The sequence below is a fragment of the Variovorax paradoxus B4 genome, from assembly GCF_000463015.1.
Taxonomy (GTDB): Bacteria; Pseudomonadota; Gammaproteobacteria; order Burkholderiales; family Burkholderiaceae_C; genus Variovorax; species Variovorax paradoxus_E.
This window is the reverse complement of record NC_022247.1, coordinates 1,654,522-1,666,858: the sequence shown is the minus strand read 5'-3', so window position 1 is coordinate 1,666,858 and position 12,337 is coordinate 1,654,522. Positions and strand designations below refer to the sequence as shown.

Below are 12,337 nucleotides of genomic sequence, written 5' to 3'. Positions count from 1 at the left end.
ACAAAAGCGGATCCCCAGACGCAAGAAAGCCCCGCCAAGGCGGGGCTCCTGTTCAATGCGCGAAGTGCCTGCGGATCAGGCCGCGACTGCGGCGCCGGCCTCGGTCTTGTAGTCGTCGATCTTGTCGAAGTTCAGGTACTGGTAGATCTGCGCGCTCGACGCGTCGAGCACGCCCGTCGCGGCCATGTACTCCTCGCGCGTCGGGATGCGGCCCAGGCGCGAGCAGATCGCGGCCAGCTCGGCCGAACCCAGGTACACGTTGGTGTTCTTGCCCAGGCGGTTCGGGAAGTTGCGGGTGCTGGTCGACATCACCGTGGCGCCTTCGCGCACCTGCGCCTGGTTGCCCATGCACAGCGAGCAGCCCGGCATTTCGGTGCGCGCACCGGCATTGCCGAACACGCCGTAGTGGCCTTCTTCCGTGAGCTGCTGCGCATCCATCTTGGTGGGCGGTGCAATCCACAGCTTGACCGGGATGTCGCGCTTGCCTTCGAGCAGCTTCGACGCGGCGCGGAAGTGGCCGATGTTGGTCATGCACGAGCCGATGAACACTTCGTCGATCGCGGCGCCAGCCACGTCGCTGAGCGTCTTCACGTCGTCCGGGTCGTTCGGGCAGGCCACGATGGGTTCGTGGATCTCGGCCAGGTCGATCTCGATGACCGCGGCGTAGTCGGCGTCGGCATCGCCCTTGAGCAGCTGCGGGTCCGCGAGCCAGGCTTCCTGCGCGGCGATGCGGCGCGCCAGCGTGCGGGCGTCGGCGTAGCCTTCGGCAATCATCCACTTCATCAGCGTGATGTTGCTGTTGATGTATTCGATGATCGGTTCCTTGTTCAGGTGCACCGTGCAGCCGGCGGCCGAGCGCTCCGCGGACGCGTCGCTCAGTTCGAAGGCCTGTTCCACCTTCAGGTCCGGCAGGCCCTCGATCTCGAGGATGCGGCCCGAGAAGATGTTCTTCTTGCCCTTCTTCTCGACCGTGAGCAGGCCGCTCTTGATGGCATACAGCGGAATCGCGTTGACCAGGTCGCGCAGCGTGACGCCGGGCTGCATCTTGCCCTTGAAGCGCACGAGCACCGACTCGGGCATGTCCAGCGGCATCACGCCGGTGGCTGCGGCGAAGGCCACGAGGCCGGAGCCCGCGGGGAAGCTGATGCCGATCGGGAAGCGGGTGTGGCTGTCGCCGCCGGTGCCGACGGTGTCGGGCGTGAGCAGGCGGTTGAGCCAGCTGTGGATCACGCCGTCGCCCGGACGCAGCGAAACGCCGCCGCGGTTGGCCATGAACTCGGGCAGTTCGTGGTGCATCTTGACGTCGACCTTCTTCGGGTACGCCGCCGTGTGGCAGAACGACTGCATCACGAGGTCGGCCGAGAAGCCCAGGCAGGCCAGGTCCTTCAGCTCGTCGCGCGTCATCGGGCCGGTGGTGTCCTGCGAGCCGACCGAGGTCATCTTGGGTTCGCAGTAGGTGCCCGGGCGAACGCCCTGGCCTTCGGGCAGGCCGCAGGCGCGGCCGACCATCTTCTGTGCGAGCGAGAAGCCCTTCTTGGTGTCGACCGGGCTTTGCGGCAGGCGGAACAGCGTCGAAGCCGGCAGGCCCAGCGCCTCGCGCGCCTTGGCCGTGAGGCCGCGGCCGATGATCAGCGGAATGCGGCCGCCGGCGCGCACTTCGTCGAACAGCACGTCGCTCTTGACCTTGAATTCCGCGATGACCTTGCCGTCCTTCAGCGCCTTGCCTTCGTAGGGACGCAGTTCGACCACGTCGCCCATGTTCATCTGGCTCACGTCGAGCTCGATGGGCAGCGCGCCCGAGTCTTCCATGGTGTTGTAGAAGATCGGCGCGATCTTGCCGCCGAGGCAGACGCCGCCGAAGCGCTTGTTGGGCACGAAGGGAATGTCTTCGCCGGTGAACCACAGCACCGAGTTGGTGGCGCTCTTGCGCGACGAGCCCGTGCCGACCACGTCGCCGGCATAGGCCACGAGGTGGCCGCGCGCGCGCAGGTCTTCGATGAACTTCACCGGGCCGCGCTTGCCGTCTTCTTCGGGCACGATGCCGGGGCGGGCGTTCTTGTGCATCGCGAGCGCGTGCATCGGAATGTCGGGACGCGTGGTGGCGTCGGGTGCGGGCGACAGGTCGTCGGTGTTGATTTCGCCGGCCACCTTGAAGATGCTGACCGTGATGCTTTGCGGCACTTCGGGGCGGCTGGTGAACCATTCGGCATCGGCCCAGCTCTGCAGCACGCCCTTGGCGTTGGCGTTGCCCTTGTCGGCCTTTTCCTTGACGTCGTGGAACTGGTCGAACATCAGCAGGGTTTTCTTCAGGCCTTCGGCCGCCGTGCGGCCCACTTCGGCGTCGTCGAGCAGGTCGATCATCGGGCTGATGTTGTAGCCGCCGAGCATGGTGCCGAGCAGTTCGGTGGCGCGGGCGCGCGAGATGAACGCGTTCTTCTCGGTGCCGTGGGCCACGGCCGCCAGGTAGCTCGCCTTGACCTTGGCCGCGTCGTCGACGCCGGCGGGCACGCGATGGGTGAGCAGATCGAGCAGGAAGGCACCGTCCTTGGCATTCGCGCTCTTGAGGAGCTCGATGGCCTCGGCGGTTTGCTTCGCGCTCAATGGCAGCGGCGGAATACCGAGCGCGGCGCGTTCGGCAACATGGTCAACGTAGGCTTGCAACATCTTCTTTTCTCCGGAAACTGGGCTGACGGGCGTGCGGTACGGCAAGCAAGAGCCGCGCCGCACCCCGTGTGGGACTCTCTTACTTCTTGGCCGCGTCGGCGCCTTCGAACAGGCTCTTGGGCGGGTTCTTCTTCATTTCTTCGGCGAACGCGACCTGCTCTGCCGTCTGGCATTCGTCGGCGATGCGCAGGCCGGCCTTCTGGTTCATCAGCATCGACTTGTTACCCAATTGCAGCCACATGGCGCCGGCACGGGGGTCTTCGAGGCGGATGGCGCCGGTGCGGCTTTCGACCGGGTGCATGCGGTACTTCACGCCCTTGGTCGACACGTTGAAGAAGCCGGGCTTCTTCTCGTCGGCCGCCACCGTCACGTCGGCGCCGAGTTCGCACTGGGCCTTGCCGAGGGAAACGCGCTGGGCCACGGCCAGGTCGGCGTCGGTCAGCACGATGTTGGTTTCATCGGCAACGGGGGTGACTTCCTCGACGGCCTTGGCGGCCTTGCGGGTGACCTGCTTCTTGGGAGGCGCCTTCTTGGCTTCGGCCTTGGCCGCAGGCTTGGCAGGGGTGGTCTGCGCCATGGCGGCGAACGGAAGCGCCAGGGCCAGGGTGGCGATCAGGGCAATTTTCTTCATGGGTGTGTTTCCTTGAGGCTGGATTCGGAAGTTTCAGGAGGCCGCGAGTGCAAACCAGGCTTTTGCCTCGGGAGGCAACGCGCGCCCTGTTGCGTGGGCGCGCGTCAGCACTTGCCAGAAATGGCGATAGCTCGCGCGGTCGTGCAATGTGCCATCAATTTGGGTCGGTGCCCAATCCGCGAGTGCGGCATTTGTAATGATTTTTGTGGCAATTTGAATCTGCGCCTCATCGGGCGCAAAAGCCTCCAGGATGGGCCGGATCTGGTTCGGATGGATGCTCCACATGCGCGTGTAACCGAATTCGGTGGCCGCCTTGCGGGCTGCCATGCGCATGGCACCGGTGTCGTTGAACTCGGTGACCACGCAGTGCGAAGGCACCTTGCCGTACGCATGCGCGGCGGATGCGATGGCCAGCTTGGCGCGCACGACCAGTGGATGCGTGAACTGGCCGGCCGCGCCCATGCCATCGGCAGGAATGGCGCCCGCATGGGCAGAAACGAAGTCCATCAGGCCGAAACTCAGCGATTGCACGCGCGGATGCGCCGCAATTTCGAACGCGTTGTGCACGGCCAGCGGCGATTCGATCAGCACATGCAGCGGCAGCGCATCGGCATCTGCCGCCTCGAGCGCCGCCACCGCCTGGGCCACATCGGCCACCGACTCCACCTTGGGCACCATCAGGTGGCTGAGCCGGTGGCCGGCGCGGCCGGCAATGGTGATCACGTCGCCGGCGAAGGCGGGATGGTCCACGGGGTGAACGCGCACGCCCACCCGCATGCCCGGCCTGGCCGCCAGTGCGAGTTCGGTCACGAGCGCGGCGTGCTCCGCCTCTCCGCCCACGGGGGCGCCGTCCTCGCAATCGAGCGTGACGTCGAACACGCAGGCACCGAACTCCTCGGCCATCTCGGCCTGCAGCGCCAGGCTCTTCTTCATGCGGGCTTCGACGCCGCTGTAGTGGTCGCACACGGGCAACGTCACGGCGCCGGCTTGCGCGCCAAGCAGCACTTCGCCTGGATGAACGCTCTTGGTCATGCTTTTTTCTGCGCCACGACGAACATGCGCGGGAAAGCAAGCAGCCGCTTGCCGTCGGTACGGGCCGGATAGGCCTGGTCCACGCGACGCTCGTATTCGCCCAGGTAGCTCGCCTGCAGGTCGGCAGGCAGGCGATCGACGAAGGGCTTCAGCCCCGTGCCGCGCACCCACTCGACGATGGCCGCGGCGTTGGCCATGGGGTGCTGGTAGATGGTGTGCCACACATCGACCCTGGCCGCCTCGGGCGCGAGCAGGTCGTAGTAGCCGCCGAGCGGCAGCAGCAGGGTGCGCAGCCGGTCGGCATTGCCGATGGGCTCGGCCCAGGGCGCCTCGGCGGCCACGGCGCGCATCAGGCGGTGCGTGGGCTCCTCGCGGTTGTCGGGCATCTGGATGGCGAGCACGCCACCCGGGGCCAGCGCAGCGAACAGGCGCGGGATCAGTTGCTCATGATCCGGCACCCACTGCAGGGCTGCGTTGGCGTAAATGAGGTCGGGCGCTTCGTCTTGCGGCGCCCAGGTCGCGATGTCGCTCAACTCGAAGCGCGCCTGCGGCAGGCGCTCGCGCGCGCTGGCCAGCATGGCTTCGGAGTTGTCGGTCCCGACGACTTTCGCCGTCGGGAACCGGTTGGCCAGCAGCTCGGTGGAATTGCCCGGGCCGCAGCCGAGGTCGACCACGCGGGCCGCCCCGGACAACGGCACCCGCGCCAGGAGTTCCTGTGCGGGGCGGGTGCGCTCGTCCTCGTAGCGACGGTAGAGCGCGGGGTTCCAGTCGAGCATGCCGGCCGATCCTGCTTAGATCAGGTGCGCAACGCCGGCTTGTTCGCCCTGCAGCTCTTCCAGCGTCTTGTTGATGCGTTCCTGGCTGAAGGCGTCGATTTCCAGGCCTTCGACCAGCTTGTACTCGCCGTTTTCACAGGTGACCGGGAAGCCGAACATCGTGTCCTTCGGAATGCCGTACTGGCCGTCCGACGGAATGCCCATGGTGACCCACTTGCCGTTGGTGCCCAGGGCCCAGTCGCGCATGTGGTCGATGGCGGCGTTGGCGGCCGAGGCAGCCGACGACAGGCCGCGTGCTTCGATGATGGCGGCGCCGCGCTTGCCGACGGTCGGCAGGAAGGTGTTGGCGTTCCATTCCTGGTCGTTGATCATCTTGGCGACGCTGTCACCCTTGATGGTGGCGAAGCGGTAGTCGGCGTACATCGTGGGCGAGTGGTTGCCCCAGACGACGAGCTTTTCGATGTCGGCCACGGCCTTGCCGGTCTTGGCAGCGATCTGGCTGGCGGCGCGGTTGTGGTCCAGGCGCAGCATGGCGGTGAAGTTCTTGCGCGGCAGGTCGGGGGCGCTCTTCATCGCGATGTAGGCATTGGTGTTGGCCGGGTTGCCGACCACCAGCACCTTGACGTTGCGGCTGGCCACGGCGTTCAGCGCCTTGCCCTGCGCCGTGAAGATGGCGCCGTTGACGGCCAGCAGCTCGGCACGCTCCATGCCCGGGCCGCGCGGACGCGAACCGACCAGGAGGGCGTAGTCCGCATCCTTGAAGGCGGTCATCGGGTCGCCGTGGGCTTCCATGCCGGCCAGCAGCGGGAAGGCGCAGTCGTCGAGCTCCATCATCACGCCCTTGAGCGCCTTCTGGGCCTTCTCGTCGGGGATCTCGAGCAGTTGCAGGATGACCGGCTGGTCCTTGCCGAGCATTTCGCCGGACGCGATACGGAACAACAGGGCGTAACCGATTTGGCCGGCGGCACCGGTGACGGCAACGCGGACGGGTTTTTTGCTCATGGGAAGACTCCAGAAGATGGTGAAACGGTATCGGCGGGCGCGCGGGGCGCCGATGGTCCTGCAGGGCGGGAATCCTTCCCGCGGCGCAGGCCGGCCCGCATTTTAAGCCGATTCGATGAGCCTCGTCTTATGTCTTATATAAGATATGCTCCGAGGTTCCGCCACGGCGCACCCCACCGCTGCCATGAATGCCTCCACCGTCCTCGAAGATTCTGCGACGCCCTCCTTCAGTCCGCTCTATCAGCAGATCAAGACGCTGATCCTGCAGAGCCTGCAGGCCGGCGAGTGGAAGCCGGGCGAGCCGATTCCGAGCGAGATGGATCTTGCGGTGCGCTACCGCGTCAGCCAAGGCACGGTGCGCAAGGCCATCGACGAACTGGCGGCCGAGAATCTCGTGGTGCGGCGCCAGGGCAAGGGCACCTTCGTCGCCACGCATGCCGAGCAGCATGTGCAATATCGCTTTCTGAAGCTCGTGCCCGATGTCGGCACCCCGAGCACCGAAGGCCCCGCCGAGCGCACCATCGTCGATTGCCGCCGCCAGCGCGCCTCGGCCGACGTGGCGCGCGCACTGGGCCTGCGCACGGGCGACGCGGTGCTGCAGGTGCGGCGCGTGCTCGCCTATGGGGGCGTGCCCACCATCCTCGAGGACCTCTGGCTTCCCGGTGCGCCCTTCAAGGGCCTCACCGCCGAGCGGCTGCGAGCCTGGCCGGGCCCGATGTACGCCATGTTCGAAACCGAATTCGGCGTGCGCATGGTGCGCGCCGAGGAAAAAATCCGCGCCGTGCTGCCCGATGCGGAACAGGCCGCGCTGCTCGACGTGCCGTTGCAGATGCCTTTGCTCAGCGTGGAGCGCCTGGCCCACACCTACCACGACATGCCGATGGAATTGCGCCGCGGCCTCTATCGCACCGACACGCACCACTACCGCAACCAGCTCGGTTGAGAGCGCATCCAGATGGCATCACGACCCCACCGCATGGCAGCGCCAAAGATTCGTGCGCAACACGCCGCGAACTCCCTAGCATCCGACTGCATCGCTGCGCCGACGCGGGCACCTCCGCCACGCAATGGTGCATTGCAATAGAATTTTGCGTTGTTTGCATTCCGCAGAAGAAACAAAAGCGTTCGCTCCCAGAACAAGCCACCAAGCCACGAAAGCCTCCCCAATGACAGAGCTTGCAACTCCTCCCCGGCCACCGCGTCGCGAATTCCGAAACATCAATGCCTTCACCGATCTCACGACCTATCGGCTGCCGCCGGCCGGCATCGTGTCGATCCTGCACCGCGTGAGCGGCATCCTCATGTTCCTGCTGCTGCCGTTCATCATCTGGATGTTCGACACCTCGCTTTCGTCCGACTATTCCTTCGCCAGATTCAAGGCCGCCTTCAACAGCGGTCTTGGCTTCGTTCCGGGCTGGTTCATCAAGCTGGTGGCTCTCGCGCTGATCTGGGCCTACCTGCACCATTTCATCGCCGGCCTGCGCCACCTCTGGATGGACGTGAGCCATGCCGCCGTCACCAAGGAGTTCGGCCAGACCTCCGCCATGGTCACGCTGGCCCTGAGCATCCTGCTCACCGTGGTGCTCGGCGCCAAGTTGTTCGGCCTGTACTGAGAAGGAGCCAACCATGTCTGTGAATTACGGCTCCAAGCGCATCGTCGTCGGCGCGCACTACGGTTTGCGCGACTGGCTCAGCCAGCGCATCACGGGCGGCCTGATGGCGCTCTTCACGATCATCCTGCTCGCGCAGCTGATCTTCACGCGCGGCCCCATCGGCTACGACCTCTGGGCCGGCATCTTCGCCGCGCAGTGGATGAAGGTGCTGACCTTCTGCGTGATCGCTTCCCTGCTGTACCACGTGTGGGTGGGCATGCGCGACGTGTGGATGGACTACGTCCAGCCCGTCGGCATCCGCCTCGCCCTGCAAATTTTCACCATCGTCTGGCTTGTCGGTTGTGCGGGTTGGGCCATTCAAGTGCTTTGGAAGATCTGACCCCACCATGACCTACACAAAAGAAAATATCACCAAGCGCAAGTTCGACGTCGTGATCGTCGGTGCCGGCGGCTCCGGCATGCGCGCCTCGCTGCAACTGGCCCGTGCCGGCCTCAATGTGGCGGTGCTCTCCAAGGTGTTCCCCACCCGTTCGCACACCGTCGCCGCGCAAGGCGGCGTGGGCGCATCGCTGGGCAACATGAGCGAGGACAACTGGCACTACCACTTCTACGACACGATCAAGGGTTCCGACTGGCTCGGCGACCAGGACGCGATCGAGTTCATGTGCCGCGAAGCCCCGAAGGTCGTGTACGAGCTCGAGCACTTCGGCATGCCCTTCGACCGCAACCCCGACGGCACGATCTACCAGCGTCCCTTCGGCGGCCACACGGCCAACTACGGCGAGAAGCCCGTGCAGCGCGCCTGCGCCGCGGCCGACCGCACCGGCCACGCGATGCTGCACACGCTCTACCAGAAGAACGTCGAGGCACGCACGCAGTTCTTCGTCGAGTGGATGGCACTCGACCTGATCCGCGACGCCGAAGGCGACGTGGTCGGCGTGACCGCGCTCGAAATGGAAACCGGCGACCTGCACATCCTGCAGGCCAAGACCGTGCTGCTGGCCACCGGCGGCGCAGGCCGCATCTTCCAGGCCTCGACCAACGCCTTCATCAACACCGGCGACGGCCTCGGCATGGCCGCGCGTTCGGGCATTCCGCTGCAGGACATGGAGTTCTGGCAGTTCCACCCGACCGGCGTGGCCGGCGCCGGCGTGCTGCTGACCGAAGGCTGCCGCGGCGAAGGCGCCATCCTGCTCAACAGCAACGGCGAACGCTTCATGGAGCGCTATGCGCCCACGCTGAAGGACCTGGCGCCGCGCGACTTCGTCTCGCGCTCGATGGACCAGGAAATCAAGGAAGGCCGCGGCTGCGGTCCCAACAAGGACTACGTGCTGCTGAAGCTCGACCACCTCGGCGCCGAGACCATCCACAAGCGCCTGCCCTCGGTGTACGAAATCGGCGTGAACTTCGCCAACGTCGACATCACCAAGGAGCCGATCCCCGTGGTGCCGACCATCCACTACCAGATGGGCGGCATTCCGACCAACATCAACGGCCAGGTCGTGATTCAGCAAGGCGACCAGAACAGCGCCGTGGTGAACGGCCTCTATGCGGTGGGCGAATGCTCCTGCGTGAGCGTGCACGGCGCCAACCGCCTGGGCACCAATTCGCTGCTCGACCTGCTGGTGTTCGGCCGCGCGGCCGGCAACCACATCGTCGAGTTCAACGACAAGCTGAAGGAGCACAAGCCGCTGCCGGCCGATGCCGCCGACCGCACGCTGGAGCGCCTGAACCGCCTCGAGGCAGCCACCGACGGCGAATACGCACAGGACGTGGCGGGCGAGATCCGCGCCGTCATGCAGCAGCACGCGGCCGTGTTCCGCAAGCAGGCCTCGATGGACGAGGGCGTGGTCAAGATCGCCGCCGTGCGCGAGCGCGTCAACGCGATCGGCCTGAAGGACAAGTCGAAGGTGTTCAACACCGCCCGCATCGAAGCGCTCGAAGTCGACAACCTGATCGAAGTGGCGCAGGCCACCATGGTTTCGGCTGCCGCCCGCAAGGAATGCCGCGGCGCGCACACGGTCGAAGACTACGAACGCCCGGCCGACGACCCGGTCGCGCCGCTCGGCCGCGACGACGCCAACTGGATGAAGCACACGCTCTGGTACAGCCAGGACAACCGCCTCTCCTACAAGCCGGTCAACCTCAAGCCGCTGACGGTCGACTCCGTTCCTCCCAAGGTCCGTACGTTCTAAGCCAGAACAACATCACAAGGTTTCACGATGAAGCGCACATTCCAGATCTACCGCTACGACCCGGACAAGGACGCCAAGCCCTACATGCAGACCGTCGAGATCGAACTCGACGGCCATGAGCGCATGCTGCTCGACGCCCTGATGAAGCTCAAGGCGCAGGATCCCACCCTGTCGTTCCGCCGCTCGTGCCGCGAAGGCGTCTGCGGCTCCGACGCGATGAACATCAACGGCAAGAACGGCCTCGCCTGCCTGACCAACATGCTCACGCTCAAGGGCACGATCGTGCTGAAGCCGCTGCCGGGCCTGCCCGTCATCCGCGACCTGATCGTGGACATGACGCAGTTCTTCAAGCAGTACAACTCGATCAAGCCGTACCTGCAGAACGACAACGTGCCGCCCGAGAAGGAGCGCCTGCAGTCGCCCGAGGAGCGCGACGAGCTCAACGGCCTGTACGAGTGCATCCTGTGCGCGAGCTGCTCGACCAGCTGTCCGAGCTTCTGGTGGAATCCCGACAAGTTCGTGGGCCCGGCCGGCCTGCTGCAGGCCTACCGCTTCATCGCCGACAGCCGCGACGAAGCCACCGCCGAACGCCTGGACAACCTCGAAGACCCGTACCGCCTGTTCCGCTGCCACACGATCATGAACTGCGTCGACGTGTGCCCGAAGAACCTGAACCCGACCAAGGCGATCGGCAAGATCAAGGAACTGATGGTGCGCCGCGCCATCTGAACTTTTCCGAGAGAAACCATGCAAACCGCTGCCGAACTCGCACAGCCGATCAGCGAACGTGCGCTGAGCAAGCTGAAGTGGCGCTGCCGGCGCGGCCTGCTCGAGAACGACCTGTTCATCGCCCGCTTCTTCGAGCGGCACGAATCCCGCATGACCAATGGCCAGGCGGGAGCGATGGAGACCTTGATGGACCTGTCGGACAACGATCTCCTCGATCTTCTCCTGCGAAGAAAGGAGCCCGAGCCCGCATGGGCCGGGGCCGAGGTGGTCGAGTTGCTGCAGCTGATGCGCACCGACGGCGCGCAGCGTCCCGCAACCTCCGTTTCCTCTTCGCCCTCCTGAATACTCCTCTGAAAGAACCCCGAAATGAAAGCTTCCGATACCAAGGCCACGCTGTCGTTCAGCAACGGCGGAGACAGCGTCGAACTGCCGATCTACAAGGGCACCGTCGGTCCCGACGTGATCGACATCCGCAAGCTCTATGCGCAGACCGGCATGTTCACCTATGACCCGGGCTTCATGTCGACCGCCGCCTGCCAGTCGGCCATCACGTACATCGACGGCGACAAGGGCGAGCTGCTGTATCGCGGCTACCCCATCGAGCAACTCGCAACCAACTGCGACTTCCTCGAGACCTGCCACCTGCTGCTCTACGGCGAACTGCCGGACCAGGCCAAGAAAACCAACTTCACCAAGCTCGTGACCAACCACACGATGGTCAACGAGCAGATGCAGTTCTTCCTGCGCGGCTTCCGCCGCGACGCGCATCCGATGGCCATCATGACCGGCCTGGTGGGCGCACTGTCGGCCTTCTATCACGACAGCACGGACATCAACAATCCCGAGCACCGCGAGATCGCCGCGATCCGCCTGATCGCGAAGATGCCGACGCTCGTGGCCATGGCCTACAAGTACACGATCGGCCAGCCGTACATGTACCCGAAGAACGACCTGAGCTACGCGGGCAACTTCCTGCACATGATGTTCGCCACGCCTTGCGAGGAGTACAAGGTGAACCCGGTGCTCGAGCGCGCGCTCGACCGCATCTTCATCCTGCACGCAGACCATGAGCAGAACGCCTCGACCTCGACCGTGCGCCTGTGCGGCTCGTCGGGCACCAACCCCTTCGCGGCCATCGCAGCCGGCGTGGCCTGCCTCTGGGGCCCGGCCCACGGCGGCGCCAACGAAGCGGCGCTCAACATGCTCTACGACATCCAGAAGGAAGGCGGCGTGGAGAAGATCGGCGAGTTCATCAAGAAGGTCAAGGACAAGAACTCGAACGTCAAGCTCATGGGCTTCGGCCACCGCGTGTACAAGAACTACGACCCGCGCGCCAAGCTGATGCAGGAAACCTGCAACGAAGTGCTGACCGAGCTGGGCCTGGAGCAGGACCCGCTGTTCAAGCTCGCCAAGGAACTCGAAAAGATCGCCCTGGAAGACGAGTACTTCGTGTCGCGCAAGCTCTACCCGAACGTCGACTTCTACTCGGGCATCGTGCAGCGCGCCATCGGCATTCCGGTGCCGCTGTTCACCGCGATCTTCGCGCTGGCCCGCACGGTCGGCTGGATTGCGCAGCTGAACGAAATGATCGGCGACCCCGAGTACAAGATCGGCCGCCCGCGCCAGCTGTTCGAAGGCTCGCCCAAGCGCGACGTGCAGCCCATCGGCAAGCGCTGATCGCGCGCTGCTTGCGCT

The 12,337-nt window shown here is 65.3% G+C and carries 12 protein-coding genes; 7 read left to right on the top strand and 5 right to left on the bottom strand.

Translation table 11 applies throughout. The annotated features are described in order from the left end of the window. Positions 1-75: 75 nt before the first annotated feature. The 5 genes from VAPA_RS07555 to VAPA_RS07535 form a co-directional block, all read right to left on the bottom strand. Positions 76-2,664 carry a bifunctional aconitate hydratase 2/2-methylisocitrate dehydratase gene (locus tag VAPA_RS07555; RefSeq protein WP_021006174.1) on the bottom strand — a complete coding sequence of 863 codons (2,589 nt, stop codon included), beginning with the start codon at positions 2,662-2,664 and terminating at the stop codon, positions 76-78. A 79-nt stretch (positions 2,665-2,743) separates the two neighbouring features. Then, a complete protein-coding gene (locus VAPA_RS07550) occupies positions 2,744-3,295 on the bottom strand; it encodes a hypothetical protein (protein WP_021006173.1) in 552 nt (183 codons plus the stop codon). Between the two features lie 33 nt (positions 3,296-3,328). Next, the gene (locus tag VAPA_RS07545; RefSeq protein ID WP_021006172.1) at positions 3,329-4,327 is read right to left on the bottom strand and encodes an HpcH/HpaI aldolase/citrate lyase family protein; all 999 of its coding nucleotides are present in this window, start codon (positions 4,325-4,327) and stop codon (positions 3,329-3,331) included. Next, positions 4,324-5,103, bottom strand: coding sequence for a trans-aconitate 2-methyltransferase (gene tam, locus VAPA_RS07540; protein ID WP_021006171.1), 780 nt, complete (start codon positions 5,101-5,103; stop codon positions 4,324-4,326). Before tam ends, VAPA_RS07545 begins: the two co-directional genes overlap by 4 nt. A 15-nt stretch (positions 5,104-5,118) precedes the next feature. Continuing rightward, a complete protein-coding gene (locus tag VAPA_RS07535) occupies positions 5,119-6,105 on the bottom strand; it encodes a malate dehydrogenase (protein WP_018903264.1) in 987 nt (328 codons plus the stop codon). 184 nt (positions 6,106-6,289) lie between these two features. On the opposite strand from VAPA_RS07535, the gene VAPA_RS07530 reads away from it, so the two are divergent. From VAPA_RS07530 to gltA, 7 genes are all read left to right on the top strand, one after another. Next, the gene (locus VAPA_RS07530) at positions 6,290-7,048 is read left to right on the top strand and encodes a GntR family transcriptional regulator (protein WP_041946038.1); all 759 of its coding nucleotides are present in this window, start codon (positions 6,290-6,292) and stop codon (positions 7,046-7,048) included. Positions 7,049-7,271: 223 nt separating this feature from the next. Continuing rightward, complete coding sequence (gene sdhC, locus VAPA_RS07525) at positions 7,272-7,718, top strand: succinate dehydrogenase, cytochrome b556 subunit (protein ID WP_021006169.1); 447 nt, start codon at positions 7,272-7,274, stop codon at positions 7,716-7,718. 13 nt (positions 7,719-7,731) lie between these two features. Next, positions 7,732-8,097: a succinate dehydrogenase, hydrophobic membrane anchor protein gene (gene sdhD / locus VAPA_RS07520; protein ID WP_012746574.1), complete on the top strand. Its 366-nt coding sequence runs from the start codon at positions 7,732-7,734 to the stop codon at positions 8,095-8,097. Positions 8,098-8,104: 7 nt separating this feature from the next. Beyond that, positions 8,105-9,913, top strand: coding sequence for a succinate dehydrogenase flavoprotein subunit (sdhA, locus tag VAPA_RS07515; RefSeq protein ID WP_021006168.1), 1,809 nt, complete (start codon positions 8,105-8,107; stop codon positions 9,911-9,913). Positions 9,914-9,940: 27 nt separating this feature from the next. Next, positions 9,941-10,642: a succinate dehydrogenase iron-sulfur subunit gene (locus VAPA_RS07510; RefSeq protein WP_012746572.1), complete on the top strand. Its 702-nt coding sequence runs from the start codon at positions 9,941-9,943 to the stop codon at positions 10,640-10,642. An 18-nt stretch (positions 10,643-10,660) separates the two neighbouring features. Continuing rightward, positions 10,661-10,984, top strand: a complete 324-nt coding sequence (locus VAPA_RS07505) for an FAD assembly factor SdhE (protein ID WP_021006167.1) — start codon at positions 10,661-10,663, stop codon at positions 10,982-10,984. Positions 10,985-11,008: 24 nt separating this feature from the next. Further along, complete coding sequence (gene gltA / locus VAPA_RS07500) at positions 11,009-12,319, top strand: citrate synthase (RefSeq protein WP_021006166.1); 1,311 nt, start codon at positions 11,009-11,011, stop codon at positions 12,317-12,319. Positions 12,320-12,337: the final 18 nt, after the last annotated feature.

Coding starts and splice junctions, on each gene's coding strand:
- VAPA_RS07505 (WP_021006167.1), top strand. CDS start 10,661: ATGCAAACCGCTGCCGAACTCGCACAGCCGATCAGCGAACGTGCGCTG.
- gltA (WP_021006166.1), top strand. CDS start 11,009: ATGAAAGCTTCCGATACCAAGGCCACGCTGTCGTTCAGCAACGGCGGA.
- VAPA_RS07550 (WP_021006173.1), bottom strand. CDS start 3,295: ATGAAGAAAATTGCCCTGATCGCCACCCTGGCCCTGGCGCTTCCGTTC.
- VAPA_RS07545 (WP_021006172.1), bottom strand. CDS start 4,327: ATGACCAAGAGCGTTCATCCAGGCGAAGTGCTGCTTGGCGCGCAAGCC.
- VAPA_RS07530 (WP_041946038.1), top strand. CDS start 6,290: ATGAATGCCTCCACCGTCCTCGAAGATTCTGCGACGCCCTCCTTCAGT.
- sdhC (WP_021006169.1), top strand. CDS start 7,272: ATGACAGAGCTTGCAACTCCTCCCCGGCCACCGCGTCGCGAATTCCGA.
- VAPA_RS07555 (WP_021006174.1), bottom strand. CDS start 2,664: ATGTTGCAAGCCTACGTTGACCATGTTGCCGAACGCGCCGCGCTCGGT.
- tam (WP_021006171.1), bottom strand. CDS start 5,103: ATGCTCGACTGGAACCCCGCGCTCTACCGTCGCTACGAGGACGAGCGC.
- sdhA (WP_021006168.1), top strand. CDS start 8,105: ATGACCTACACAAAAGAAAATATCACCAAGCGCAAGTTCGACGTCGTG.
- VAPA_RS07535 (WP_018903264.1), bottom strand. CDS start 6,105: ATGAGCAAAAAACCCGTCCGCGTTGCCGTCACCGGTGCCGCCGGCCAA.
- VAPA_RS07510 (WP_012746572.1), top strand. CDS start 9,941: ATGAAGCGCACATTCCAGATCTACCGCTACGACCCGGACAAGGACGCC.
- sdhD (WP_012746574.1), top strand. CDS start 7,732: ATGTCTGTGAATTACGGCTCCAAGCGCATCGTCGTCGGCGCGCACTAC.